Here is a 25,897-nt window from a genome sequence, read left to right as displayed (position 1 = left end):
CAGCACCCTCCCGGCTGAAGATGAGGCTACACACCACGAGCAGCTACGGCACTCGCCCGATGGGCAAACCCGATGACCCACAGGGCGCTGTTCCGCGGCGCTTCGTGTGCCAGCCTTCAACGGCACTCGGGAGCCAGTTCCTCTATCCAATCGAGGAACCCAGCGAGCTGGTCGGTCTCGGTCTCCGAGACCTCGTCGGTGTGATGTGAGAATTTGTTTCGAATGTTCCGGACGCTCTTGAGCTCTCCCGCGAAAACTTCCTTATCAAGGTGCCAACCGATTTTTGCCCAGCAGTCGTCACGGCAGAGGGCCTGCTCGGTCTCGTACAGAGTCAGCTCGTGTGCGGTCCGGACCTTCTGCTTACCGGTGGCGTTTCGCAGCTCATCGACCGAAGGACAGATGTGATCCAGAACCTCGCGGAGCCGGAGCTCGATCTCCTTGAGCAGGAGGTAGGGCCTACTGAGCTTCCGGTAGAAGGCGTTGACATCGGACAGGGTGACGATACTGCTGATCAAGCCGGTTCTATCGCGGACGATGACGAAGCGGTATGAACTGTTGGGAGGAAATACCTTCCTCACTTCTTCGTCGATCGCTATGACTGTGGCCGGTCGAGTGACATCGGCCAGGCTTGGCAGGCGGCCCGCCATGTCCACAGACAGGACGGTCTCCAGGGTGACAGCGCCGACCAGGGTCGAAGGATCGGCCAGCACGGGAAGCTGCCTGTACTTGTGCCGTGCGAAGAGAGTCTTGGCGCGCTTGAGCGTATCGCCCGGGGCGACGCTGACGAGTTTCTGCAGACGGGATGTGGGCAGGTGCTCGATACGCAGCGTAATGCCGCGCCCGCCGTTCACAGGCAGCATGGGTTACCTCTACGGGTTTGGGGGGCTGCCCTAGACCACCTGAGTGGCGGGAGCCCGACGGCCGTATCTGTTAGGGGACACCGTAGCGATCACCTACGACATTTGCGAGAGGTATCTGTGCACTCCTGCGACCATCGAATGTCCAGGCGTGATGCCAACTCTCCGTGAGTGATCATGTGCCTCGATCAAGTCCGCAAGCGACGCCAACCAGGAGGAGCTTCCGGACCCCATCTTGTCTGCCTTGTCTGCTCCTGAATCTCGGACTGCCAGGCGGCGGCTCTTTCTAAACGGTCTGAGGGGCTTGATCGGTGCTGGATCACCGATGGGATGGGCGTTGGGAATTTTCGGTGTGAAGTGTCCCTGCTTGCCTACTGTCGCCATTTCTGTCTGTTTTTGCATTTAGAGCTATGTCGAAAGTCTGGCTAAGTCTGATCTAATGAACGGCCAAGGCGTGGGCTCTTGAGAGGTGTCGGCGGGCGTGATAAATGACCAGGAAGACCTGTTTCCGGACTTAGGGGACAGGCAGCAAGGACTTGACTTCACGGCCGAAAATCCTCGTAAGCTGACCGAAAAGGAAGAGATGCTTCCTGGTCTGGATATTCCACAGGACTTCGAGCCCGCCACGTCCTTCCAGGTGCGCGGCGCGTTCGAGCAGCTGGTCAGGCGTGACCTGCTCGGCCCGTGGGACGGTGACACCGAGGAGCTCCCGCCCAGGGCGGCGGGGCCGCGCGAGCGCTACCTCGTCGGAATGCTCGGTCCGAAACCTTCACGCCGGTCCTCCAAGGACGACGCCGGGGAGATGCCGGAGACCGAGATCGGGGTCGAGGGCGACGGCAGCGAGGCCGAGCTGCCAGAGGTGCTCACCCCGCAGAACCTCGGCCGGATCTGGGCATCGTCCATGGGACTGTCGTTCGCGGTGCCCGGCGACGTCGACGCGCTCGCCGTCACCGCATCCTGGGGCCGTTACGCCAAGGCCGAGACCGTGGTCGAGGACGCCAAGGGCAGGGAGCGGACCGTCTCGACCTGGTCGCGGCAGCAGATCGACCACGCCAAGGAGATCAAGCTCGACGGTGAGACCTCCCGGCGGATCCCGCTCACGATGGAACGTGCCGAAGACCCCGGGGTCCTGCTGGCGGCAGCCGTACGGCCGCAGCCGGACGGGCGGCGGGTGGTCGAGCTGACGTTGGTCAACCAGCAGATCGAGCCGGAGCGCGCCGCCGACACCGCGTGGCTGTTCCAGGTCGAGCTGACCGTGACCGCTACCGACTCCACCGCCTGCGTCTTCCTGCCGATCGACGACCCGCTGGACGACCTGGAGGCCGTCGGCGACGATCTGGAGGAGCGGCATCTGCGGCTGCTCTACCGGGACGAGCGCCGTTACGCCTCCGGCCGCAACGTCGCCGTGCATGCCAAGGTCCCCGACGGGGAGCGGCGCGCCCAGGAACTGCACACCACCTGGCTGCCCGCCTACGACGTGCCCGCCACCGTCGCTCCGGTCGGCGAGGGTACGGCGTTGGCCGGAGTCGAGCTGTCCATGGACGCCCTGGCCACCGCCTCGCCCGAGGAGCTCGCGGCCGGACTACGCCCGCTCGCCGACGGATACGCCGCCTGGCTGCAGGAGCAGGAGAGCCGGATCCCCGAGCTGCCCGAGCCGCTCCGCGAGGCCGCCGAGGTCGCCGTGTTCAGGGCGAGGCAGGCCGCGGACCGCATCCGCGACGGCGTCGACCTGCTCACCGATCCGGAGCGGGAACGCCACACGCAGGCGCTGGCCGCGTTCCGGTTCGCCAGTACGGCGATGGCGTCGCAGCGTCGCCGTACCGCCGTCGGAAAGCTCCGCGACGAACTGGGCCTGAGCTACACGCAGGCCATGGCCGAGGTCACGGAGCAGGGCGTGAAGGCCGCGTCGTGGCGGCCCTTCCAGCTCGCCTTCGTGCTGCTCAACCTGCCGTCGCTCACCGACCCCGAACACGCTGAGCGGGCAGCCGACGACTCGGCAACCGTCGACCTGCTGTTCTTCCCCACCGGCGGCGGCAAGACCGAGGCATACCTCGGCCTCACCGCCTACACGTTCGCGATCCGTCGGCTCCAGGGCATGGTCGGCTCAGGGGCCGGTGCCCGTGATGGCTGGGCCGGGGTGTCGGTGCTGATGCGCTACACCCTGCGGCTGCTCACCGCGCAGCAGTTCCAGCGCGCCGCCGCCCTGGTCTGCGCGGCCGAGGTGCAGCGTCGTGAGGACCCGGTGACGTGGGGGGAGGAGCCGTTCCGCATCGGCCTGTGGGTCGGCGGGTCGGTCTCCCCGAACTGGTTCACCGAGGCGTCCGACCAGATCGACGAGGCCAGGCAGGCCCCGGAGAGCCGTAAGACCAACGTCCTGCAGACGCTCACCTGCCCGTGGTGCGGGGAGAAGCTGACCGGCGACCGGAGCCTCCACATCGACGAGGACCGCAGGCGGGTGCTGCTCTACTGCGGTCGGGGCAGGGAGGGCGACCCCGACCCCTGCCCGTTCTCGCGGCTCGGGGAGGACCGCATGCTCACCTCCCGCCTGGGCGACCCCGAGGAGATCGCCGCCCGCAGGGACGGCCTGCCGATCCTCACCGTTGACGAGGAGATCTACCGGCTGGTGCCGAGCCTCGTCATCGCCACCGTGGACAAGCTGGCCCAGCTCCCTTGGCGCGGGTTCGCCGGCCACCTGTTCGGCCGGGTCAGCCAGTGCTGTCCTCGGCACGGTTACCGCCATGCCGACATGGACGAGCAGATCGGCTGCGGCGGCAGGCACAACGCCAAGGGCAGACTGCCCAAGGTCGTCAGCCGCCCGGTCGTCCGGCTCCGGCCGCCGGACCTGATCATTCAGGACGAGCTGCACCTGATCTCCGGTGCGCTCGGCACCACGGTCGGCCTGTTCGAGGCGGCCGTGGACGAGCTCTGCACGTGGAGCCCCGCGCCGGGCCGACTGACCGGACCGAAGATCATCGCCTCCACCGCGACCACCAAGCGGGCCGACCGTCAGGTGCTCGGTATCTTCGGACGAGGGCTCGCGGTGTTCCCGCCGCAGGTCATCGACGTCACCGACACGTTCTTCTCCCGGCAGGTGCCAGTCACTCCGGAGACCCCCGGCCGCCGCTACCTCGGCGTGTGCGCGCACGGGGTACGGCTCAAGTCCGCCGAGATCAGGCTCGCCGAGATCCTGTTCCTGGCCGGGCAGACGATGTTCGACCGGCACGGTGAGCCCGCCGACCCCTACATGACCGTCGTCGGCTACTTCAACGCCACCCGCGAGCTCGCCGGTATGCGCCGCTACCTGGACGACGATGTGACCACACGGATCCGGATCCATGGCAAGCGTAAGGGCCTGTCCGACCGGCTCGCCGCCCGGACCGACCTGCTCACCGTGGTGGAGCTGACCTCCCGCATCTCCTCGGGCGACATCAGCGAGGTGCTCAAGCAGCTGGAGATCGGCTTCGACCAGGAGACGGACACCTCGGGCCGCCGGGCCGGGATACGCGCCGAGATGGCCGACGTCATGAAGGAGAAGAACAAAGAGAAGCGTAGGAACGCCCACCCGCTCGCCGACCGCCACTACCGTCGCGGTCCCCTGCGCCAGCCGGTGGACGCCGTGCTCGCCACCTCCATGCTGCAGGTCGGCGTCGACGTCTCCCGGTTCGGGCTCATGGTGGTCACCGGACAGCCGAAGAACACCGCGGAGTACATCCAGGCGTCCTCCCGCGTCGGTCGTGACGCCGAGCGCCCCGGTCTCGTGATCACGCTCTACAACTGGTCGCGCCCTCGTGACCTGGCGCACTACGAGGACTTCGAGCACTACCACGCCACGTTCTACCGCCAGGTCGAGGCCCTGTCGGTCACGCCCTACACCCGCCGGGCGCTGGACCGTGGCACCGCGGCGACGTTCGTCGCCGCGGTGCGCAACGCCGAGGAGTCCCACTCGCGCAACCGCGATGCCGAAGACGTACCGCTGTCCGGCGAGGTCGTCGGCCGGATCGTCGAACGGCTCCTCGCCCGCGCCGAGGCGGCGGGCGACACGCGCGCCCGGGACTATCTTGCGGAACGGATCAAGGTCGTGACCGACCGGTGGGAGCAGGCCAAGAGCGGCGCGGCGCGGCTCGGCTACGAGCAGCGCAAAAGTACCAAGCAGGAGATCGTGGTCGGCCTGCTGGACCGCGCCGGCAACGGTCAGTGGGGCGACCTGACGGTCGGCAACTCGATGCGCGAGACGGAGAACGAGATCAACCTGTTGCTGCCGGGTGGCGGAGACATCTTCGCCCCGCCGTACGGGGCCCCGTCGTGGGGGTTCCAGCCGCCGGTCGACGACGTCGCGGGTGTGGAGGTCCCCGAGGGGGACGAAATGGGCGTATCCACGCTGGATGGGAAGGGCAAGTGATGGCGAACACCGCACCATACCGTCGCCGGGTGGGCGCGGTACGCCCCAGCCACCTGATGTTCACCTCGGGCGTCGGCTCCATCGTCGACCTGCCTAACTTCTCGGTGCTGATCAGGGGTCTGGATGACTGGCGCCACGACAACCTCGGTGACACCCCGCAGGTCATCACCGAGCCTCGGCTGCTCTCCGCTGTCCAGGCGATTCTCGGCAAGACGGTCAAGGATCTCAAACCCGCGCCCTGGCTCCCGGGAATCGACACCAACCCGAACGGGGACGCGTCCCGGGTCGGGGTGCCAGTCACGCCGTTCCCGAGCTGGATGCGGTGCACCGCCTGCAACCTGCTGGCGCCGATCGACACGCAGGCGTTCGGCTTCAGGAACGACAAGCCGCGCAAGCCGCACGAGGCCAAGTTCTTCCACGAGTGCGGGCGCGGCAACAAGCAGCGCCTCGTGGTCGGAGCCCGCTTCGTCCTGGCCTGTACGGCGGGGCACCTGGACGACTTCCCCTACCTGGAGTTCGTGCACCGGGGTGAGGCGTGCTCCAAGGTGGCCAAACCCAATCTGCTGATGCAGGACTTCGGTGGAAACATCGGTGCCAACGTGCGGATCGTCTGCCAGCGCTGCCACGCCGACCGCAACATCCGCGAGGCCATGGGGCGGCGCGGCAGGGCCCAGCTGCCGCGCTGCCGGGGGCGCCACCCGCACCTCGGCACGTTCGCCGAGAACGGCTGCGAGCAGCAGCCGCACATCCTGGTCGTGGGCGCCTCCAACCAGTGGTTCGCGCAGACCCTCTCCGCGCTCGCCGTGCCCAAGGCGGGGGCGGATGAGCTGGACGCCAAGGTCGAGCAGTTCTGGGGAAACCTTCAGCACGTCGCCGGACCGAACAACATGCTGATCATGCGCTCCTTCCCCCATATCGATGAGGCCCTCGCGAAGTGGCCCGACGACGAGGAGGTCTGGGCGGCCATCGAACGCCATCGCGGCAAGCTGGAGGCCGCGAGCACCGAAGCACAGGGCCAGACCGACCTGCTCACGCCCGAGTGGCAGGTCTTTTCCGGTCCCACGCTCCCGGAGCCGAGCGACGACTTCACCCTCTACCGGCATCCGGACGGCGTGCCCAACCTGCTGAAGGGCTACTACGCGGACGTCGTCCAGGCGGAGCGCCTGCGCGAGGTCCGCGCGATGATCGGTTTCACCCGGCTGGACGCCCCCGACTTCGAGGACCCCGACCTGGTGATCCGGGCGCCGCTCGCCCGGTCGAAGGCCGCCTGGGTGCCGGCGAGCGAGGTGCGCGGAGAGGGCGTCTTCCTGAGGGTGCCTGAGGATCTGCTGGCCGCGTGGGAGAAGCGAGTGCGTGGATCCTCGGTCATCGCGGAGCACCGCGAGGCATACGGCCGGTTCCGCGAGCACCGCTACTCCGACCGGCTCCCCGCGGGATTCGACAGATACCGGGGCTGGCCGGATCCGCGCTACTACGCCCTGCACACCCTGTCCCACCTGCTGATCCGCGCGATCGCGCTGGAGTGCGGCTACAGTTCGGCGAGCCTGTCCGAGCGGATCTACGCGGGCACCGAGGACGACCCGCGCAGCGGGGTCCTGATCTACACCGCCGTTCCCGACGCTGAGGGCACTCTGGGCGGCTTGGTGTCACTTGCCGAACCCGACGAGCTTGTACGGCTGACGCGCCGTGCGCTGTCGGACGCCCGGCGCTGCTCCTCCGATCCGCTGTGCGCGGAGCGGCTGCCCCGCGGACCCGAGGACTTCCTGCACGGCGCCGCCTGCCACGTCTGCCTCTTCGTCTCGGAGACGACCTGTGAGCGGGGCAACCGCTTCCTGGATCGGAGATTCGTCGTCCCCATCGACGGTCCCAGCCTGGCCCTCTATCCCGAGATCCCGTGACGCCTGACCCGCGTTTCGGGCAGACGGTGGCGGAGGCCGCAGCCCGGCTCGGACCCGCGCGCCTCCGCACGCTGGCCGGACGGATCGCGGAGGGGTGGCCGCGCTCGGCGATTCCCTCGTCGGTTCCGGCCCCCGGATTCGCCGAGGTGGCGGAGGCCGTACTGGCGGCGCAGGAAGACGAGGGGATACCGGACCGCGAGGCTGCGGCCTACCTGCGGGGCGTAGCCGACGGGCACGCGCAGCACGCGGGCGCGATCCGGGTCGACTCGGTGTGGAGCGGGCCCAGTACGCATCCCGTACCGGTCCGGGCCACCGCACAGGTCCTGGTGGATGTCGTGAAGGAAGCGTCGTACGAACTTCTCCTCATGACCTACTCGGCGACGCCGTACGCCCCCTTGCTCGATGCCCTGAACTCGGCGGTGAAGCGGGGAGTGTCGGTGATGGCCGTCGTCGAGACGTTGCAGGGCGCGGGTTCCGCGCTGGGCGGTGCGGAACCTGCGGCGGCGTTCGCGTCGGTCGCCGGAGTCGAACTGTGGCACTGGCCGGTCGCCAGACGGGCCGAGAAGGGGGCGAAGATGCACGCCAAACTCGCCGTCGCCGACCGGCGGACCCTGCTCGTTTCGAGTGCCAACCTCACCCAGTCCGGAGTCGCCAGGAACATCGAGGCGGGTCTGCTCGTGCGCGGCGGCACGGCCCCCCTGCGCGCGGCCGAGCACATCGCCGAACTGCGTTCCAAGGGTGTACTGGAACGGCTCCGATGAGCTGGCGGAAAGCGATGTGCGACGGTGCCACGGGAATGGCGGATGAAATCGTGGGGCTCCTGAGGGGGCCTGCGGTCCGTCTTGTGAACACGTACGTTTTCCCCGGAAAGATCTCCGGCGTTTTCGCGAAAAGTCAGGGCCTCTAAGGAAGGCAGGCTGCTTTGGGCAGGCCGATGGTTATCGGAGAACGCTACGAGCTGGACCCCATGTCCCGCCGCTCCGGCGGAATGGGGCAAGTATGGTTCGGCTACGACAAGCGACTGGACCGGCCGATCGCGGTCAAGTTCATCCGGATCGACAGGAAGTCTGACGGCAGGCCCGACGACGAGCTCACCAAGCGCTTCGTGCGTGAGTCGCGGATCACAGCCCGGTTGGAGCACCCGGGAGTACCCACCGTCTACGACTGCGGATCGCACGGCGACGACCTCTACCTGGTCATGCAGCTCATCAACGGCTGCCCGGTCTCCTCGCTCCTCGACGAGACCGAGGTGCCAATCACCTGGGCCGTGGCGATTGCCGCCCAGGTGTGTTCGGTCCTGGCCGTGGCTCACGCCAACTCGTTGGTGCACCGGGATCTCAAGCCCAGCAACCTGATGCTCTGCCCCGACGGCACGGTGAAGGTGCTGGACTTCGGGATCGCCGCCGCGCTCGCGCCCAATGACGCGACGAGGCTCACCAGGACAGGAGTGGTGGTCGGCACGCCCGCCTACATGGCACCCGAGCAGGCCACGAACGGTGTCACCAGCCGGCAGAGCGACCTGTACTCCCTCGGCGTGGTCCTGGACGAGATGCTCGCGGGAGACAACCAGTTCGCCGGTCCCACCGCGCTGGCCTCGATGCGCAACCACACCGACGCCGCGCCGAGGCCATTGCGCACGAGAAGGCGGGACGTGCCGGAGGGACTGGAACGCCTCGTTCTCTGGCTGCTCGCCAAGTCGCCGGACAGACGGCCCCCCGCCGCGGACGTGGTCTACGAGCGGCTGATGGACTTCTGCCGCGACCTGCCGCCGTTCCCTGGTTACGTGAACCTCGACTCACCTCACCCGGTGCGCATGTACGCGGCCGCCGTCGGACGGATCACCCCTGTCGCGACGGCCGCCGGTCGGCCACCGGCCGAGCCGGTACGGCCGACACCTACCCGGCCTGCCGAAGTCGGCCACCACGCGGATCCGGTACAGATTGAGCAGAGCGACATCGCGCTCGCCCGTAAGGACGCCGAGGCGCTCAAGGCCGAGTCGCGGTTCGCCCAGGCCGCGGACGTGCTGGCGGAGGCAGTGGAACCGGCCGCCCGCGCCTTCGGGTCGAAGAACTCCGGCGTGATCGATCTGCGGATCGAACTGGCCGACGCGCTGTTTCTCGGCGGGGACTATCGGCGGGCGGCCCCCGAGTTCCGGAGGCTCGTGGCCGACCTCGCTGAGCGGAACGGCCCTGAGCATGACCTTGTGCTGCGCTGCCGCCTGATGGAAGCGAACTGTCACGCGGCGGTTGGAGAGACGAACCTCGCCCTGGCCCAGCTCGGCGAACTTCTGGACGATGAGAAGCGTTTCGGCGTCGACGAGGACCGGATCCTGGAGCTGCGGCGCCAGATCGGCCTGCTCGAACTCGGCTCCGGCAGGAGGCCGCAGGCGAAGGCCACCCTGAGCGATCTGCTGCCGGATCTCGAACGGCGGTACGGCTCCAGTCATCTCACCGTCGGCAGAGTCCGGGAAATCCTCGAAAATCTTGATGATTGACAACTCGGGCGAGCATTCTTGTAACTCGTTTCCTCAGCGCGAAACCCCCGGAGGACATGGCGTGCCAAAGCTTGGGATCGACAAGGACTTCCTCCGCGATTTCGGAAAGCTGGAACGATCCGTCCAAGACCGGGTTGCGGAGGTCTTCGCCAAGTTCGAGCAGGCCACGCACGCCGGATTGCACCTGGAAAAGCCGAACAACGCACGCGACCCTCGATTCCGGACCATCCGTATCGACAAATTCTGGCGCGGGGTCGTTCTCGCTCCCGAGACCGGTGACTCCTTCACGCTGCTGAAGGTGCTCCCACACGATGACGCCTACACGTGGGCGGAGCGGCGGCGCGCATCGGTGAACGCGGCGACCGGCCGGATCGAGATCCGGGACGGGGTGGCCATCGACGCCACCCTGCCCGAACTGGCCAGGATGGCGGACCGGGCGCCGCGGCGACTGTTCGACGACACTGCCGACGCCGACCTCAGGCGTCTCGGCATCGACGAACAGACTTTGGCGTTCGCCAGGGTGCTGACCGACGTCATCCAGTTGGAAGCTGCCCGGGCGTTCCTGCCACAGAACCAGTGGGACGTGCTCTACGGGCTGGCCGCCGGCATGTCCCCCGAGGAGGTCTGGGCCGAACTCGGCGTCGCATCCCGGCGGGAGCCGTACGACGTCGAGGACATCACGGCGGCCGTCGAGCGCACTCCCGAACGGGTGGTGCTGGTCGAGGGGCCGGAGGAGCTCATGGAGGTGTTCCGGCACCCGTTCGCGCTCTGGAAGATCTATCTCCATCCGGCACAGCACCGTGTGGCGTACACGGCCTTCAACGGATCCGCCCGCGTCACAGGCGGCGCCGGCACCGGCAAGACGGTCGTCGCCCTGCACCGTGCCCATCACCTCGCGGGTCTCGGTGCGGGCCCGGTGCTCGTAACCACCTTCACCTCGACGCTGTCCGCCTCGCTGGAGGCCGGACTGCGGCTACTGGCCGACTCGCCGCGGATCCGCGACAGCATCGAGGTGCGTCACGTGGATCAGCTGTCCTACCAGATCTTCGCCGAGCGACACGGCCGTGCCGCCATCCTCCGGGACAAGGAGGAGAAGGACATCTGGCGGCGCATCATCAAGCAGCTCGATGTGCCCTTCACCGAGACGTTCCTCGCGGAGGAGTGGCGTCACGTGGTGCTCGCCCAGCAGGTGACCGGCGCCGCCGAATATCTGGAGGCCAAGCGAGAAGGGCGGGGCCGCGGGCTGGGCTCCCGGCAGAAGGCTCAGGTGTGGCAGGCGGTCTGGGAGTTCGAGGAGGAGCTCAGGCGGCGGCGGGTCTGGACGTACGAGACGATCTGCGTCGAAGCCACCAGGCTGCTGAGGGAACGGCCGGACAAGCCGTACCGGCACATCGTCGTCGACGAGGCGCAGGACCTGCACCCGGTCCAGTGGCGGCTCCTGCGCGCGGCGGTGCCTGAAGGGTCCGACGACCTGTTCATCGCGGGGGACACCCACCAGCGGATCTACAACAGCCATGTCTCGCTACGGGAGATCGGCATCAGGGTCGCGGGACGCTCCTCACGCCTGACCATCAACTACCGGACAACCGCCGAGATCCTCGCCTGGAGCCTGGGCATGCTCCATGGCGAGCGGATCGACGACATGGACGGCGGCCTGGACACGGTGGCCGGCTACCGGTCACAGGTGCACGGCCGCCCCCCGGAACTGCACGGCTTCCGCACCCAGAAGGACGAACTGGACGCGCTCACCCAGAGGGTCCGGTGCTGGCTGGACGCCGGCGCCGCGCCCGGGGAGATCGGTGTCGCAGCCCGGTCGAACATGCTGGCCGACGCGGCGATCGCCGCCCTCGAACGTGCCGGTATCCCCGCGCGGTCACTGGCCAGAGCCCACGACGTCGATGACGTTGTGCGGGCCGGGACCATGCACCGTATGAAAGGGCTGGAGTTCCGCTGCGTCGCGGTCATCGGGGTCGGGGAGCACCAGGTGCCGTCATCGAGTGCCGTCACTCCCGCGGAGGAGGATCCCCTGACGCATTCGCAGGATCTGCAGCGCGAGCGCTGCCTTGTCTTCGTCGCGTGCACCCGGGCGCGTGAGCAGCTCCATGTCTCATGGCATGGCACGGCCAGTCCATTCCTGACTGGTTTCACCATGTGACTTTCCATTAACGACCAAGTGAAAACGTGCAGCAATCCATAAGATCGTCAATTCTTCAGGCGAAGGCGGGTCATGGCCAAGCTCTCGGTACTCCTCCACCAGATCGACAACGGCACCGTGCTCCTGCCGGAGTTCCAGCGAGGATACGTCTGGAACCGTGACCAGGTCCGCGGGCTCATGCGCTCGCTGTACCGCGGGTATCCGGTCGGCGGCCTGCTGCTGTGGGAGACTGAGCCGGACCAGGCCTCGGTGCGCGGCGGCGCGACCGACGGCGGTGTGCGCCTACTACTGCTCGACGGCCAGCAGCGCATCACCTCGCTCTATGGCGTGATCCGCGGTCAGGCGCCGGCTTTCTTTGAAGGGGACGCCTCCGCCTTCACCGGTCTTCGCTTCAACGTCGAGGACGAGAACTTCGAGTTCTACGCCCCGGCGAAGATGCGGGACGACACCCGATGGGTGGACGTGACCCGCCTGTTCACCGAAGGGCTGGAGCCCTTCATCAAGGACTTCAGCACGGTTCCGGACCGCTTCGGGACCTATCTTGAACGGCTGAACCGGCTGAGGCAGCTCCTCGAACGGGAATTCCACGAGGAGAAGATCACCGGTCCTGACAAGGACGTCGAGGTCGTCGTCGACATCTTCAACCGGGTGAACTCCGGTGGCACGGCACTGTCCAAGGGAGACCTCGCGCTGGCGAAGATCTGCGCGCATTGGTCGCCCGCCCGTCAGGTGATGCGCGACCACCTGAAGCGCTGGGAGAGCGCGGGGGTCGAGTTCTCCCTGGACTGGCTCCTGCGCAATACCACCGCCGTGGCGACGGGCCGGGCGGTCTTCACCGCGCTCGATGCCGTGTCGGCCACCGACTTCGAGATCGCTCTGGCCAAGTCCGTTGGGTACATCGGCACCTTCTTGGACGCGGCGTCGGGACGCCTTGGCCTGGACCACGACCAGGTGCTCATGGGCCGTTACGCGATTCCCGTCGTCTCCCGGCTTCTCCACCTCAGCCCGGGAGGTCGGTTCGCTGACGCCGTCCACCGTGACAAGGTGCTGTTCTGGTATGTCCACTCGGCGCTGTGGGGGCGCTTCGCCGGGTCGACGGAGACCGTCCTCGCCCAGGACTACGAGGTCGCGAAAGAGTCCGGCATCGACGGGCTGATCGCGTCGCTGGAACGCTGGCGCGGTGGAAACCTGGAGATCCAGCCGCACGACTTCGAGGGTTCCACCAAGGGGTCGCGGTTCTACCCGCTGCTTTACATGATCACCCGGGTCAAAGGTGCCTGTGACTTTGGCAGCGGACTGGCTCTGCACGCGGAGATGCTCGGCAAGCTCACCTCGCTCCAGGTGCACCACATCTTTCCCAAGGCGCTGCTGTACAAGGCCGGTTACGACAGGAACCAGGTCAACGCCGTCGCCAACTTCTGCTTCCTGACCCAGGAGACCAATCTCGCGATCGGAAAGCGCGCACCTGAGGACTACTTCGCCGAAGCCGAGGAGAAGCACCCCGGGGTGCTCGCGTCCCAGTGGATTCCAACCGACCCCGACCTGTGGCGGGTCGAGCGCTACGCCGACTTCCTCGCCGCCCGGCGGGAGCTGCTGGCCCAGGCCGTACAGTCCTTCCTGACCGAGCTGCGCAACGGCGCCTCCGCCGCGGCGGCCGCCACACTGCAACCCATCTCGATGGTTGTCGACGAGCAGGACGACGTCCGTGTGACCCAGGTCAAGGCCATGGCCGAGGAGTTGGTGCGTCTGGGGTACGCCGAACCGGCGCTCGACAGCGAGATCGCCGATCCCGCGACCGGCCGGCCCCTCGCCGTCGCCGAGGCGTACTGGCCGGACGGGCTGCAGGCGGGGCAGGGCAGACCTGTGGTCCTGGAACTCGACCCCGACGTCGCGGACCTGCCCCGGCTCGAAGAACTGGGATACGAGGTCTTCACCTCGGTCGACGCCCTGCTCGGCTACGTGGCCCGCCGTAACGAGAACGCCGCGGGCACTGGCCGTGGCGAGAGCGCCGCGGAGGAGCCCGCCGCTCCGGATGAGCCGACGGTCACAGGAGCGGTGGACGCCGAGTTCGGCCAGGCGATGCGCTCCATTTACGACCGGGCACGCAGTGAGGCGAACTACCACGCGACGTACTTCCTGAGCATGCTCGCTGAGCACGGCAGCCTCGCGACAGCGCACAAACTCCTGCACGCGCCAGCGGTATCCGATGGCTTCGCCGCCCTCTGGGAACGAGGGCGGCTCGACCTGACGGTTGAGGCATTGGTCGTCCAGCCACGGTTCGCGGACCTCTTCACCCCCGCCGAGGTCGACATCGCTCGGCACCGTCTCGACCAGTTCGGTTACCGCTGACGTTCGATTAGGCCGGAAGATCTTTCTCTGTCGTGGTGTTGGATTCCGGGCGGACTTCGGCCTGCTGGGTCAGGGTCGTGTGGCGGAGGGCGGGACCTTCGCGGGGACTGAGCGGAGCTCGTCTTCGAGGGCGTCGATGAGGTTTCTGGCCGCCTGGCGCAGCCGTACGCGGCGGGCGCTGAGGTCTTCGGCGAACCGCCGGGCGGTCGGGCCCACCCAGACGGGCTGGCCGGTGAACTGGCCGTGGGCAGGGTCGAGCGCCGCCTCCAGGATGGCGACCCGCGCCCTGACCTCCGCCAAGGTCTGTTCCAACGCCTGCCGCCGCGGGTTGGGCACCAGGTCCTCCGGACGAGGATTCATATATCTCCTCTGCGGATGCCGATACAACGGCGGTTTCATTGGACATTATTGGATCTACGGCACACCGGCCAGCCCTGGAGGAATTCATGGCATGTTCTGTACGGCGCGGCGTCATGGTGTGCGTGGTTGTGTTGCTGGCGGTGTCCGGATGCGGGGACAGTGGTCCCACGGCGGCGGAGGCGGGCGAGACGCTCAAAGCCCACATCACCGAGCTGATGAAAGAGCGTCATGCTTTGGACGTCCGTATCACCGATTCTGGTGGACGCGATATTCCCTGCGGTAAGGGAAAGGCCAAGCGGACTTTTGCCGCTACCGGCAGAGATGTCGCGCCGGAACGTGACGCGAATGGTCTCAATGACCTTCTATTAGGCGCGCTCACCCGAGTCGCCCCCTATCGGATTGCTGATGACCCCGGGAGAGGCCCTATCCGGCTCGCCAACGATGAATACAAGACAGTGATCATCTTGGAGTCTCCGGCCGACGGGCAGTACGGGGTTCGAGGCGAGACCGAGTGCCTCTCAACCTCATGAGCTAACTGTCGAAGGCCAGGCCGCGCTCCCGGCCTCGCTTGTTGCGGCTCTCGAACCGGTCCGCCATGTCGCTGGACAGATGTCCCACCGAGAGCTTGTCATTGCCGCCCATCCCGTTGGCGACTATCCACCTCTCAAAAGCCTCAAGCCCCTTGTTCCCCTGTTTTCTCAATTCGGAGAACGGCTTGAGGTTGCCGTGCGCGTCGGCGACGGCCACGCCGGGCGGACAGGCGGCCTGGAACTCGGCGGGCGTCACCTTCGGGGTGAAGCCGTTGGCCATGAGTATCTGCGCGTAGGTGTGCTGACGGCCGAGCGTCGCGAGGTCGTCCTCCTTGTCGACCCGGTTCATCCGGGTCTCGTCGTCTCCGCCGAAGGCGCCCTCGGCGGAGAGTGAGGTGCTCAGCGCCAGCCAGGCGAGACCCATGCTTGGGGCCTGCCCCGGTATCAGGCTCGTCACCCCGATGGCTGTGTCGCGCAGGAACGTCAGGAGGTCGTCGCGCTGTTTGTCGATCATGTCCAGGTTGCCCTGGACCTTCTCGACGGCGGCCAGCTCGAAGCCGCGCACGTTGCCCAGAGCCGTGAACACCCGGTCCAGGCGCTCGACGTCCCCGGTCCGCCGGGCCGTCGCCGACGCGTCGGCGATCAGTTTCTGGGAGAACCGTCCCATCCCCGCGTCGAACGGGGCGAGGTTCTCGGCCAAGTCGGCGAAGAGCTTGAGGAAGCGGTAGGTGTCCTCGGGGCTCAGGGTGAACGCGGACTTCATGCCGAACGCCGAGGTCGAGGGCTTCAGCACGCTGTCCTCGGTCATGTTCGCGTCGCCGATGTTGGCGCCCTCGGTGATCTCGGTGGCGTAGGCGCCGGCGACCTCGGCCAGGTGGACCCGGATCCCCTCGCCGAGTTTGAGATCGTCCATCGTCGTCATCACGGTGAAGGCGAACGCGGCCGACTCCTTGCTGTGCCTGCCGTCGTCCTCGTCGTAGGCGCCGGAGGCCGCGGCCAGCATGCGTCCGAAGGCGTCGGCGTTGCTGTCCGAACCGGCGTACTTGGCGCCGGCTGAGTCGTTGAACTTCTTCAGGAACTCCTTCAGCTTCGACTGGTCCTTGGCGTACGGTCCGGTCACCGCCGCGATCGCCTGCCGCGCGGCGGCCGGGTTGTTGCCCAGGGCGTAGAGGAAGCCCGAGCTGATCTTCTTGGGATCGGCCAGGCCCTGCTTCAGCACCACGTCCGTCAGCCACTCGGCGGGGAACTTCCCCCCGCTCAGCAGGAGACCCGCCTTGGGGCCCGCGTTCCGTATCGCGTCCTTGATCTTGACGAAGCCCGGGACGCGCGATCCGGCGGTGACCGCGGTGCCGAAAGCCTGGCTCACTATACGGAGCACTTCGTCGTCGGGGCGTGGAGGAGCGAGAGGCGCCTGGGGATTGGAGGAGTCCAGGTTCTTCCGCAGCAGCGCGGGGAGCCCGATGGTGCCTTCCGTGCCGAGGGCGACGAAGAAGGCGGCGGTGAAGTCGGCGTCGTTCTTGTGGGCGGCCAGCTCCTTGACGATCTGCCCGTACTCGTCGGAGGAGGGACGTCCGAACCAGGGCACCTCCACCGGTTCGATGTCCAGGAAACGCCTGCCCAGGGCCGTGCCCTGTCGCTGGGCCTCCGCGGGGGAGAGATGTCTCCCCTCGCTGTAGCCGACCATCCCGGAGCCGGGCAGCCACGGCGCCAGATCGTCGCCCGCCCGGATGGTCTCATTGCGTTTGCGCAGTCCCGGCAGTTCGTCGTCGATCCAGCCCTCGATCTCCTTGATCGGTTGCAGGCCCGCCGCCGACACCTGCGCCGTGGCGAGCAACTGCCGGATCCGTTCGGACTGCTCGCCGATCACGTCGCGGCCGCGTTCCAGCGCGGTGACGAAGCCCTGCATCAGGTCGGGGTCGATCCCGGTGAAGTCCGGCGACAAAGGCCCCGTCCCCGATGTCATCGACTCCACCATTCCCCTCGTCCTATTTTTAGTTATTTCACTCTAGCTACCTAATGAGCATATTAAGGAGTGAATAATGAGTATCAATCCGGCATTACAGGATTGGTTTCCGGCCTCGGCGGCTGCTCTCAGTGCCAGACGCTGACCATGACGGTGATGACGAGTAGTTTGACCAGCCAGTCGCCCGCGTGGACGGCGGCGAGTTTCCAGGGGGCGTTGTCCCAGATGACCGAGCCGGTGAGGAGCACGAAGGGGAACCCGATCCACGCGGCCGATCCGAGCAGCGCCGCGCCCGTCCAGTCCGTGATCTCCATGCGTGCGGCGAGTCCCGCGAGGACGGAGGCGACGACGAGGCTCCGGAACAGTTCGACGAGGACTTTCCACGCCGGTGGCCTGCCACCGGCCGCGGCGTCCGCGTCCGCGCCGCCGAGCAGCTCCGTCCGCTGCCTGTCGAACACGGCGTACCACGCTGAGCTGATCACGAACGAGGCCACAGCGGCCGCGACGATGGCCAGGTAGTTCACTTCCATGAAGTTCTCCTCATGCGCGCCTGTCGGCGCTGGTCATCGGGCCCGTATCCCTGGTGGAACCGGCAAGGCCGGCAGGACTGGCGGGGCTGGCGGGGCCGGCAGGACCGATCGCGGCCTGCCGGGAGAACGGCGTTGCCCGGTGGCGCCGGTGATCGGGCGCACCGGTACGGGGCCGCCGGTGCGTCAGGGTTCGAGCAGCGTCTTGAGCGCGGCCAGGCGCTCACGCCAGAAGACCTTCATCCGTGCGGCGGTGCCGGCGTCGGGCAGCTTCTCGTGTACCAACGCCACCTGGGCCTTCGCGTCGCCCTTGGCGACGAAGCCGACGGCGATCCGCGTCGACCCGTCCTGCCAGTCGGCCCGGAACGACTTGGGCGCGGTGGCCGTACGGACCCTGAGCTCGCCGGGCAGCCAGCGCTCGCGCTCCGCGACGTCGGCGAACGCCTCGTACAGGCGGTCGACCGGGACGGCGATGGTCTTGCTGCCGGTCGCCGAGTAGTAGCCGGCGCTGTTCTGGCCGGGAGCGCGCATTCCGCGCTCCTGCTCGTACGCCACCGTGATGTTCTGCGCCGACCAGTTGTCGACCTGATGTTCCTGCACGAGCCAGCGCGCGATCTCGGTGTGCGTGCGTCCGGTCGCGCCCCAGGTGTCGAGCAGCGCGAACCATCCGTCCCAGTCTCGGCCGGTGCGCTCGCGCACGGTCAGGTCGGAGACCTTGCTGGTCCCGATCGCCCCGGCGGGCCGGTCGGTGGGCGGCGAGACCTGCGGGTGACCGGCCTTCTCAAGGATCCGGCGGAGAGCGGTGGTGTAGCTCTCGCCCGTCTTGTCCATACGGGCCCGTACGCGGGACTTGAGCGACTTCCGACTCGTCATCACATGCAACCCATCACGGCACGGCCACAGGACCCACGCTCCCGTTGACCCCGCCGGAAAGGTCGTGTGTGACGGCATCCCGAGAACTCGAGGTCCCCTTTGCCCCCGTCGACGCCGGTGGCGTGAGCACCGGAAATGGGGGTTAGGCGCAGGATGACGCCGCGAGTCACGATATATACCCCCGATGGGCGATGCAAGCACCACGCCCGCGGAGCTCGAAGGAGCGGGCCGTCACGCCGGACCCTTTACGGGCTCGGCCCGTCTTTACCGGTCAGGATGACGGTGCCGGTTTCTGTCGGATTCGGGTGGTACTGATGATCATCCCAATGATTCCGATGATCTGTGGAGCTGTGCGATGGCAACGGTCACCTTCCGGGACGAGACCGCGACGGGGAAGCCGATAGCGGAGTCCGTCCTCCCCGACCTGCCCGAGAGCATCTCGGCGCGGGAGCTCGTCCGGCTCCGCGTCCGCGAGGAGGTCGCCCGCCACAACGCCGACCCCTCTCCCCGGTTCAACGGCCTGGTCCGTCCGGTGGACGCGGAGGTGGAGCTGAACGGCTACCGGATGGGCACGAGACAGCGGATCGACTGGGAACGCCAGGCGGACGCCGCCGAGCGGGCGTTCCAGCGCAACGGGTTCCTGCTGCTCGTCGGGGAGCGTCAGATCGACGACCTGTCCGAGATGATCGACCTGACCGTCGACCCGGTCGTGTCGTTCGTCAAGCTCGTCCCGCTGGTCGGAGGCTGACATGGCCGAGCTCGACGACTTCACCCGCTCCTACGGCTACCTGATCGGGTACGTGGAGGAGGCGACCAGGGAAATGTACTGTCGCTTCGACGCGCTCTTCGAGCGGGGGCTGTCACCCGGGCCGGACGTCGACTGGCGGGAGTACGGGCGCTGGGCGCAGCTGAAGCTGGGCCTGGGGCGGGAGGGCGGACATGATCACGACGAGCGCGTCCTCCGGCTGATCCGCTCGGTGGCCGAGCGCGACATTCCCTGGACGCTCGGAGACGCGCGGATCCTCGTGTACAGCGCCCAGACGCTGGTCTACTGGGGCCACACCCGCTACGAGGAGATCTTCCGGCTCCCGCTCGCCGTGGCGCGGCGGTTCGGCTTCCAGGAACGTCGCGTGATCTTCGAAAGCATCGGGGCGCAGCGCTGGCTCCCGGAACATCGGCTCCCGGTACGGGAGGCACTGGCCGAGCAGCTCGACGAGCTGCTGATCGAACCCGCCGAGAACGGCCCGGCCGGCGTGGTGCGGAACGTGATCTGGGAATGCGACGACGTCGCCCGCACGCTGGCCGAGGAGTACGGCACGCGCCTGGCCGACCCCGCGGTCCTGCCCCTGCTGCACCACTGGAACACCGCCCGGTCCTCCAGACCCAGCGGGAAATGGCTCAGGACCGCCAGGACGCTGCTCACCCCCGACGCGGCCGGCCTGGTCCGCGAGATCCTCGCCCGGGTGGCGGCCCACCGGGAGAAGGCGGTCGACCACCGGGCCGACAGCGGCTACGAGTGGAGGGAGACCGTCTTCCTGCACGAGCGCACCACCGTGCCGGTGCGCGGCATGGTGTGGACGTGCGAGCTGATCGACGAGCCGTGGGTGAGCCAGCTCCTCGGCGACCTTGCCCTGACCTGCGGGACGGGGATCGGCGGGTCGGGCGCCAACTGCCGCAGCGAGCTGCTCGCCAACGCCGCCGTCGGTGTCCTGTCCCGCCGTGGCGGGCTCGACACCGTCGCCTCCCTGGCCAGGGTCCAGACCAAGGTCCGCAGGAAATCGGTGCTGGCCAACGTGGCGCGCACGCTGGACGCGGTGGCCGTCCAGGCGGGACTGAGCCGCGAGCAGCTGCTGGACCGCACCGTGCCGGCCTTCGGGCTCGGCCCGGACGGGGTGCGGGAGGAGAGGATCGGCGACTGTCTCGTACGGCTCTGCGCCGACGGCCCGGCGCTCCGCTACGTCAACCCCGCGGGCAAGACCGTCAAGTCGGTGCCGCAGGCCATCCGCCGGGACCCCGCGCTGGCCGAGCTCAAGTCCACGTTGAAGGAGCTCAAGCAGACGCTGCCGGCCGAGCGGTTCCGGCTGGAGCGGGCACTGATCGAGGAACGGGTCTGGCCGTGGCGCCAGGTGACGGAGTTCTTCCTCGACCACCCGGTCACCGGCCTGTACGCCCGGAACCTGATCTGGCAGGTCCTTCAGGGGTCGGCCGGACTGCCGGTCAGGACCGCCGGCGGCTGGGAGCTCACCGATCCGCGGGGCCGCGGGTTCCAGCCGGACCCCGACACCCCGGTCCGGCTGTGGCATCCGATCCGTGAGACGGCCGAGGACGTGCTGGCCTGGCGCGACCACCTGCTGGAGCACGGCGTGCGTCAGCCGTACAAACAGGGCTTCCGGGAGGTCTACCTGCTGACCCCGGCCGAGGAGCGGACCCGCACCTTCTCCAACCGGTTCGCCGGGCATGTGCTCCGGTACGGCCAGGCCAAGGCGCTGCTGAACCAGCGCGGCTGGAGCGGGCTGGCCATCGGCCACTGGGACTACGAGTGCGGCGGCGACCAGGGCGAGGCCGTCAAGGAACTGTCCGGCTGGCGGGCCCGCTGGGGCATGCACGTCACCGGCGACGCGGCGGCCGACGGGTGGGGCACCGCCTCCTTCTGTGCCAGCGAGCAGATCCACTTCTACCGGGACGGTCAGGAGGCCGCCGGCTACTACGACACGGCCGGTGACCTCGCCGCCCGCGAGGGCGCTCCGCTGTCGGAGGTGCCGCCGCTGGTGCTGTCGGAGGTGCTCCGCGACGCCGACCTGGCCGTGGGGGTCACCTCGGTCGGCCTCGACCGGCAGGTGACGGGCGGTCACGAGGACTACTGGCACTCCTACGGCTTCGGCGAACTGACCGAGACCGCCCGGACCCGGCGCGACGTGCTCACCCGGCTCCTGCCCCGGTTGAAGATCGCCGACCGGGCGGAGCTGACCGACCGGTTCCTGCGAGTGCGCGGAGACCGGCGGACCTACAAGATCCACTTGGGGTCGGGCAACATCCTGATGGAGCCCAACGACGCCTATCTGTGCATCGTCCCCGGGCACGACCGAGGCACCGGGTCTGTCTTCCTGCCCTTCGAGGAGGACGGCGGCATGTTGTCGGTCATCCTGTCCAAGGCGTTCCTGCTCGCCGACGACACGGCCATCACCGATCCGTCGATCACCCGTCAGCTGGACGCCTGAGAGCGCCGCGGCTGCTGATCATGGGGTGTCCGGGCGCGGGGGCGAGGTCGTCGTCCACCGTGGAGGGACCAGGCCGTGACCGCCACAGCCGGCAGCCGTCCGGTGCGCCCGCCGGACCAGGGTGAGGGACCCGGCCGGCACCTGTCGCGGGCTGCCATGATCACCATAAACTGATCGATCATGGACTGGGTCGAGCGGGTCGCCGGGATCCGGCGCTGGACTCGCGGCGGCGAGCGGGCGCCGCACAAGCCGCTCCTGCTGCTGTACGTCCTGGGCCGTTTCCAGCGGGACGGCAACCTGCCGATCCCCTTCAGCGCCGCCGAGGCGGATCTCAGGCGGCTGCTCAAGGAGTACGGCCCACCACGGGACACCAGCCCCGGCTACCCGTTCCACCACCTGACCAGCGACGGTCTGTGGCTGGTCGACACCGTCACCGGGCCCGGCAGCCCCGGCCCGGAACTGGGCCGCCTGCGTGACGGCCAGGCCACCGGCCGGCTCCATCCCGACCTCGCCCGCGCCCTCACCGAGGATCCCCGCCTGGCAGCCGGGATGGCCCGCTTCCTGCTGGAGGCGAACTTCCCGTCTTCGCTGCACGCCGACATCTGCCGGCTGGTCGGCCTGGACCTGGACGGCTTGGAGACCGTCACCACGGCCGTGCCCGCATCCACCGCCGCCGCGCGGCGTGACCCCGCCTTCCGCGAGAAGGTGCTCATGGCCTACGAGTACGCCTGCGCGTTCTGCGCCTACGACGGCGGACGACACCGCGGTCGGGCTGGACGCCGCCCACGTGCGCTGGTGGGCCTTGGGGTGTCGGTAAGAGTGCTGTTACCAGGTACATGGGATTGCGCCGCCGCAGGTCAGCGCTCGACGGCGGTTGGTATGACATCGAAGCGGCCACGTCAGTGCCGGCGCTGGGATGCGGGTCCGGCCGAGATACGGCCAGAAAGTGGCCACGAGCCGATCATGTTCGTAATCTCGGAAGGGGACTGGGGCCGCTCCGAGGCCCTGGTGGTTGCGTCGATCAGAAGCGGCAACGCTTCTTCACCAGTTCGGGCAACGCCAGCGGCTTAACAGGCTCGGAAATGTCGATGACATTCAGCAACAGTGCAGCGACTTTCGATGTTCCTCAGCCCCCCTGACGTAGAACGCCCCCGCCGCCGAGGACGGCGGCGGGGGCGGCAAAGAGCGTCAGGCGAGGTCCGCCAGCAGCTCCGCGAAGACCTGCGGCCGGCTGAAGTAGCCGACGTGCGAGGTCGCCAGCGTGTGCACGTCGAAGGGGTTGTGCGGGGTCAGCGCGTCCGCTTGGCGGATCATGTAGTCCTGGACGGCCGGGGTGATGCCGCGGTCCTCGGACAGGCGGATGTAGGTGTGCGGGACGCGTCCCCATCCGTCGGCCGTGACCAGCGCCGCCGGCTCCAGCACCGTATAGTTCTCGTCCGGGTCCATGGAGTCAAGCAGCAGCCGGAACTGGTGGTCGGTGGAGTCGGCCATGATGGCGGTCTTCAACTCGGCGAACAGTTCCGGGTCGGCGTGGGCGCTGCGCCAGTTCAGGCGGGCCACACCGGGGTCGGGCACACCCGGCACGGCGATCCGGGCCGCCGCGGCGTCGAGCAGGTTGTCGTCGACCACGTCCCACGCCTCGGTGAGCATGGCCGGGCTGCTCAGGCACAGCGCGGAGAGGTAGACCACGCGGTCGAGCAGTTCCGGTACGGCGTTGGCGACGGCGCTGATGGTCAGGCCACCGAGGCTGTTGCCGGCCAGGACGACCGGGCCCCGTTCGGCGAGCCGGCGCACGATGTCCACCACGTGCCGCACGTTGTCCTGCAACGTGACGGCGCGCATCGGGGAGGGGGCGTCGGCCAGTGCCGCGGCGTCTTGCGGCAGCCGGTAGTAGGCGGCGGGGGTGTCGGCGTGGTCGCCGTGGCCTGGCAGGTCGACGGCGTACGAAAGGTGACCGAGCAGGGCCAGTTCGTTCTGCAGGGGCCTCCAGGCCTGAGCGTTGCTGGAGCCGCCATGAACGAACACGAAAGTGGGGCGCGAGGTTGCGCGCATGAAAGGAATCCTCGTCATCCAGAGGTGAACGGTGGACGCGGGACCCCGGTGCAGGCGACGGCCTGCACCGCGGTCAGAACGCCGACCGGGTGCGGATCGCCTGCCAGTTGTGGATGACGGAACACATGAGGCCAACTGTAGCGGATGAGGCGATGGCTCCGCCTTCGCGTTTCACTCGGTGCAGTCCTTCGGGCCGGGCCGGGTCGGGCCGGCATCCCAGCGCCGGCACTGACGTGGCCGCTTCGACGTCATACCAACCACCGTTGAGCGCTGACCTGTGGCGGCGCAATCTCGTGTACCTGGTAACAGCACTCTTACCGACACCCCAAGTCGCGATGACCCGCTGGTTCGCCGACGAGCGGATGCCCGGCCCGGCCTGCATGGTCGGCGTCAGCGGCTGGGACCCCGCCGCAGCGCATCCCGACCGCGGGCCGGTCACCTGCCGCCGCTGCCTCAAACTCACGCGCGCCGAGCCCGCCAGCGAGCAACTGGCACTGTTCCCCGAGCCGGACCAAGCGCCCGCCGAAGGCACCGCAGGCGGCGGCGCCTGATCTGGTGGTCAACGCCGCCGGAGGCGGACACCGGGCTCATTGTCCGGGGGGTTGTCCGGAACTTCCGATAAGACAACGGCCTCCCCGGGGCAAATCGGGAAGGCCATGGTGTGTTTTCCCCGTGCTCGTCCGGACCAACGAACTGACGCCTGTGGGCGGCTGACCTAGAGAGTGTCTGACAATTCCGCGTGGCGGAGCCGCAGCATCAGACAGGCCTTAACCCGATGGCAGGACCGGTGCGAGCCTGCCAGACTCTGATCGTGATCGAAGTAGATGCGGCCTCTGTCCTGCGAAGGCACGTGGACGCCTTCAACGCCCGCGACCTTGACGCTCTGATGGCCGGTTTCACCGATGACGCCTCGTGGATCACTGGCACCAGCATCGTCCGGGGGCGCGGTGAGCTGACCGAACTCTTCGCTGCTGCAATGGCGGGTTTGCTGCCGACATTGACGATCCAGAATCTGCTTGCCGAGGACGACCGGGCCGCGTGCCAAATGACCGAGACGCTGACGATGGCCGGTCAGGAGCGGACCTTCTTCATCGCGGGGTTCTATCGGCTGCGTGGTGGGCGCATCGCATCGGCGAAGATCTACCGCGAGGGCAGTGCCGAGATCGGCTGAAGGGTTCGGGAGGCAAGGGCCGGCTACGAGGTAAATGATCACGGCGGGTGCGGTTAGATGATCGCCCATGGTGCGACGTGGCGAACTGACCGACAAGGCCTGGCAGCGGATCGAGCCGCTGCTGCCCGCGACCGACGGCAGGGGACGCCCCTGGCGTAACCACCGCGAGGTCATCAACGGCATCCTGTGGCGGCTGAGGACCGGAGCGCCCTGGCGGGACATCCCCGAGCGCTACGGTCCTTGGCAGACCTGCTACGAGCGCTTCGCCCGCTGGGACGCCGACGGCACCTGGGCCCGCCTGCTGGAAGAGATGCAGGTCAAGGACGACTCGATCGGCACCGTCGAGTTGACCGTCAGCATCGACTCCACCATCGCCCGCGCCCACCAGCACGCCGCCGGGGCGCGAAAAAGGGGGACGACGGCGGGACGATCGATACGAAGCAATCGCAAAAGCGGCAGGCGCTCGGACGCTCCCGAGGCGGACTGACCACCAAGCTCCACCTGATCACCGAGAGCCGCGGCCTGCCCCTCACCTTGCACTTGACCGGCGGCAACGTGGTCGACTGCACCGCGTTCGAGGCGGTGATGGCTGGCTTGCGGCTGCGCCGCCGGATCGGCCGCCCGCGTACCCGCCCCGACCGCCTGGTCGGCGACAAGGGCTACTCGTCCAGGAAGATCCGTCTCTACCTGCGCCAGAGAGGCATCCGGGCGGTCATTCCCGAGCGCCGGGACCAGATCGCCAACCGCAAGCGGGAGGGCCGCCTCGGGGGCCGCCCTCCCGCTTTCGACTCGACGGTCTACAAAGGGCGCAACCTGGTTGAGCGGTGTTTCGGCAAGCTCAAGCAGTGGCGGGCCGTGGCCACCCGCTTCGACAAGCTCGCCAGCCGCTATCTGGCAGGTGCCGTCATCGCGTCTCTGATGCTCTGGCTCCGCCACGCGGAATTGTCAGACACTCTCTAGTACTACAACAGCATTTCGTTGTGTAGGAGGTGTCGCCGTTGATAGTGGCTGGTACGGGCGCGGTGCTGGTAGAGCCTTCGGCGGTACGACC

Annotated in this window: 18 protein-coding genes and 1 pseudogene; 13 read left to right on the top strand and 6 right to left on the bottom strand. The window is 68.0% G+C overall.

The window, feature by feature from the left end; genetic code table 11:
• Positions 1-116: 116 nt before the first annotated feature.
• Positions 117-860, bottom strand: coding sequence for a CBS domain-containing protein (locus ACZ6R6_RS29385; RefSeq protein WP_470098683.1), 744 nt, complete (start codon positions 858-860; stop codon positions 117-119).
• Between the two features lie 580 nt (positions 861-1,440).
• Here ACZ6R6_RS29385 and drmA point away from each other — a divergent pair.
• The 6 genes from drmA (at position 1,441) to ACZ6R6_RS29355 (ending at position 14,152) form a co-directional block, all read left to right on the top strand.
• Entirely contained in the window at positions 1,441-5,256 is a 3,816-nt protein-coding gene (gene drmA, locus ACZ6R6_RS29380; RefSeq protein ID WP_470098681.1) for a DISARM system helicase DrmA, read from the top strand.
• Between the two features lie 29 nt (positions 5,257-5,285).
• A complete protein-coding gene (gene drmB / locus ACZ6R6_RS29375; protein WP_470098679.1) occupies positions 5,286-7,154 on the top strand; it encodes a DrmB family protein in 1,869 nt (622 codons plus the stop codon).
• The gene (gene drmC, locus ACZ6R6_RS29370; RefSeq protein WP_470098677.1) at positions 7,151-7,915 is read left to right on the top strand and encodes a DISARM system phospholipase D-like protein DrmC; all 765 of its coding nucleotides are present in this window, start codon (positions 7,151-7,153) and stop codon (positions 7,913-7,915) included. The genes drmB and drmC overlap by 4 nt, the downstream gene beginning before the upstream one ends.
• Positions 7,916-8,088: 173 nt before the next feature.
• On the top strand, positions 8,089-9,648 hold the full coding sequence (locus ACZ6R6_RS29365; RefSeq protein WP_470098675.1) for a serine/threonine-protein kinase: 1,560 nt from the start codon (positions 8,089-8,091) through the stop codon (positions 9,646-9,648).
• Positions 9,649-9,709: 61 nt separating this feature from the next.
• Complete coding sequence (locus ACZ6R6_RS29360; RefSeq protein WP_470098673.1) at positions 9,710-11,803, top strand: UvrD-helicase domain-containing protein; 2,094 nt, start codon at positions 9,710-9,712, stop codon at positions 11,801-11,803.
• Positions 11,804-11,875: 72 nt separating this feature from the next.
• Positions 11,876-14,152, top strand: coding sequence for a GmrSD restriction endonuclease domain-containing protein (locus ACZ6R6_RS29355; protein WP_470098671.1), 2,277 nt, complete (start codon positions 11,876-11,878; stop codon positions 14,150-14,152).
• Positions 14,153-14,221: 69 nt separating this feature from the next.
• On the opposite strand, the gene ACZ6R6_RS29350 is transcribed toward ACZ6R6_RS29355, so the two are convergent.
• On the bottom strand, positions 14,222-14,512 hold the full coding sequence (locus ACZ6R6_RS29350) for a hypothetical protein (RefSeq protein WP_470098669.1): 291 nt from the start codon (positions 14,510-14,512) through the stop codon (positions 14,222-14,224).
• A gap of 122 nt (positions 14,513-14,634) precedes the next feature.
• Here ACZ6R6_RS29350 and ACZ6R6_RS29345 point away from each other — a divergent pair, with 122 nt between their 5' ends.
• On the top strand, positions 14,635-15,042 hold the full coding sequence (locus ACZ6R6_RS29345) for a hypothetical protein (protein ID WP_470098667.1): 408 nt from the start codon (positions 14,635-14,637) through the stop codon (positions 15,040-15,042).
• 1 nt (position 15,043) lies between these two features.
• Here ACZ6R6_RS29345 and ACZ6R6_RS29340 read toward each other — a convergent pair whose 3' ends face one another.
• The 3 genes from ACZ6R6_RS29340 to ACZ6R6_RS29330 all read right to left on the bottom strand — a co-directional run bounded on the left by ACZ6R6_RS29340 (position 15,044) and on the right by ACZ6R6_RS29330 (position 18,405).
• Positions 15,044-17,005: a DUF6571 family protein gene (locus tag ACZ6R6_RS29340; protein ID WP_470098666.1), complete on the bottom strand. Its 1,962-nt coding sequence runs from the start codon at positions 17,003-17,005 to the stop codon at positions 15,044-15,046.
• 128 nt (positions 17,006-17,133) lie between these two features.
• On the bottom strand, positions 17,134-17,535 hold the full coding sequence (locus ACZ6R6_RS29335; protein WP_470098664.1) for a DUF1761 domain-containing protein: 402 nt from the start codon (positions 17,533-17,535) through the stop codon (positions 17,134-17,136).
• Positions 17,536-17,718: 183 nt separating this feature from the next.
• The gene (locus tag ACZ6R6_RS29330) at positions 17,719-18,405 is read right to left on the bottom strand and encodes a hypothetical protein (RefSeq protein WP_470098662.1); all 687 of its coding nucleotides are present in this window, start codon (positions 18,403-18,405) and stop codon (positions 17,719-17,721) included.
• A 355-nt stretch (positions 18,406-18,760) separates the two neighbouring features.
• Between ACZ6R6_RS29330 and ACZ6R6_RS29325 the strand changes: the two genes are divergently transcribed.
• The 3 genes and pseudogenes from ACZ6R6_RS29325 to ACZ6R6_RS29315 form a co-directional block, all read left to right on the top strand.
• Entirely contained in the window at positions 18,761-19,153 is a 393-nt protein-coding gene (locus ACZ6R6_RS29325) for a hypothetical protein (protein ID WP_470098660.1), read from the top strand.
• Between the two features lies 1 nt (position 19,154).
• Entirely contained in the window at positions 19,155-21,623 is a 2,469-nt protein-coding gene (locus tag ACZ6R6_RS29320) for a DUF4132 domain-containing protein (protein ID WP_470098658.1), read from the top strand.
• Between the two features lie 180 nt (positions 21,624-21,803).
• Positions 21,804-22,425, top strand: a pseudogene (locus ACZ6R6_RS29315) (phosphorothioated DNA-binding restriction endonuclease); the annotation flags it as partial.
• Between the two features lie 386 nt (positions 22,426-22,811).
• Here the strand turns inward: ACZ6R6_RS29315 and ACZ6R6_RS29310 are convergent.
• Positions 22,812-23,675 (bottom strand): alpha/beta hydrolase, encoded by an 864-nt coding sequence (locus ACZ6R6_RS29310; protein WP_470098656.1) that lies wholly within the window; start codon positions 23,673-23,675, stop codon positions 22,812-22,814.
• A gap of 263 nt (positions 23,676-23,938) precedes the next feature.
• Between ACZ6R6_RS29310 and ACZ6R6_RS29305 the strand changes: the two genes are divergently transcribed.
• The 3 genes from ACZ6R6_RS29305 (at position 23,939) to ACZ6R6_RS29295 (ending at position 25,806) form a co-directional block, all read left to right on the top strand.
• A complete protein-coding gene (locus ACZ6R6_RS29305; RefSeq protein WP_470098654.1) occupies positions 23,939-24,226 on the top strand; it encodes a hypothetical protein in 288 nt (95 codons plus the stop codon).
• Between the two features lie 260 nt (positions 24,227-24,486).
• Positions 24,487-24,846 (top strand): nuclear transport factor 2 family protein, encoded by a 360-nt coding sequence (locus ACZ6R6_RS29300; RefSeq protein ID WP_470098652.1) that lies wholly within the window; start codon positions 24,487-24,489, stop codon positions 24,844-24,846.
• Positions 24,847-24,916: 70 nt separating this feature from the next.
• Positions 24,917-25,806 (top strand): IS5 family transposase gene (locus ACZ6R6_RS29295; RefSeq protein ID WP_470098865.1). Its coding sequence is split into 2 segments (ribosomal slippage): positions 24,917-25,300 and positions 25,303-25,806, totalling 888 coding nucleotides; the frame shifts between segments, so codons are not numbered across the junction.
• Positions 25,807-25,897 lie beyond the last annotated feature (91 nt).

It is taken from the genome of Streptosporangium sp. NPDC048886 (genome assembly GCF_055586905.1).
The sequence above is the reverse complement of the archived record's forward strand: the minus strand, read 5'-3'. Positions and strand labels throughout refer to the sequence as shown.

Excerpts from the sequence above, each read along its gene's own strand:
- ACZ6R6_RS29385 (WP_470098683.1), bottom strand. The coding sequence starts at position 860 with ATGCTGCCTGTGAACGGCGGGCGCGGCATTACGCTGCGTATCGAGCAC.
- drmA (WP_470098681.1), top strand. The coding sequence starts at position 1,441 with ATGCTTCCTGGTCTGGATATTCCACAGGACTTCGAGCCCGCCACGTCC.
- ACZ6R6_RS29365 (WP_470098675.1), top strand. The coding sequence starts at position 8,089 with ATGGTTATCGGAGAACGCTACGAGCTGGACCCCATGTCCCGCCGCTCC.
- ACZ6R6_RS29355 (WP_470098671.1), top strand. The coding sequence starts at position 11,876 with ATGGCCAAGCTCTCGGTACTCCTCCACCAGATCGACAACGGCACCGTG.
- ACZ6R6_RS29350 (WP_470098669.1), bottom strand. The coding sequence starts at position 14,512 with ATGAATCCTCGTCCGGAGGACCTGGTGCCCAACCCGCGGCGGCAGGCG.
- ACZ6R6_RS29340 (WP_470098666.1), bottom strand. The coding sequence starts at position 17,005 with ATGACATCGGGGACGGGGCCTTTGTCGCCGGACTTCACCGGGATCGAC.
- ACZ6R6_RS29335 (WP_470098664.1), bottom strand. The coding sequence starts at position 17,535 with ATGGAAGTGAACTACCTGGCCATCGTCGCGGCCGCTGTGGCCTCGTTC.
- ACZ6R6_RS29330 (WP_470098662.1), bottom strand. The coding sequence starts at position 18,405 with ATGACGAGTCGGAAGTCGCTCAAGTCCCGCGTACGGGCCCGTATGGAC.
- ACZ6R6_RS29325 (WP_470098660.1), top strand. The coding sequence starts at position 18,761 with ATGGCAACGGTCACCTTCCGGGACGAGACCGCGACGGGGAAGCCGATA.
- ACZ6R6_RS29320 (WP_470098658.1), top strand. The coding sequence starts at position 19,155 with ATGGCCGAGCTCGACGACTTCACCCGCTCCTACGGCTACCTGATCGGG.
- ACZ6R6_RS29310 (WP_470098656.1), bottom strand. The coding sequence starts at position 23,675 with ATGCGCGCAACCTCGCGCCCCACTTTCGTGTTCGTTCATGGCGGCTCC.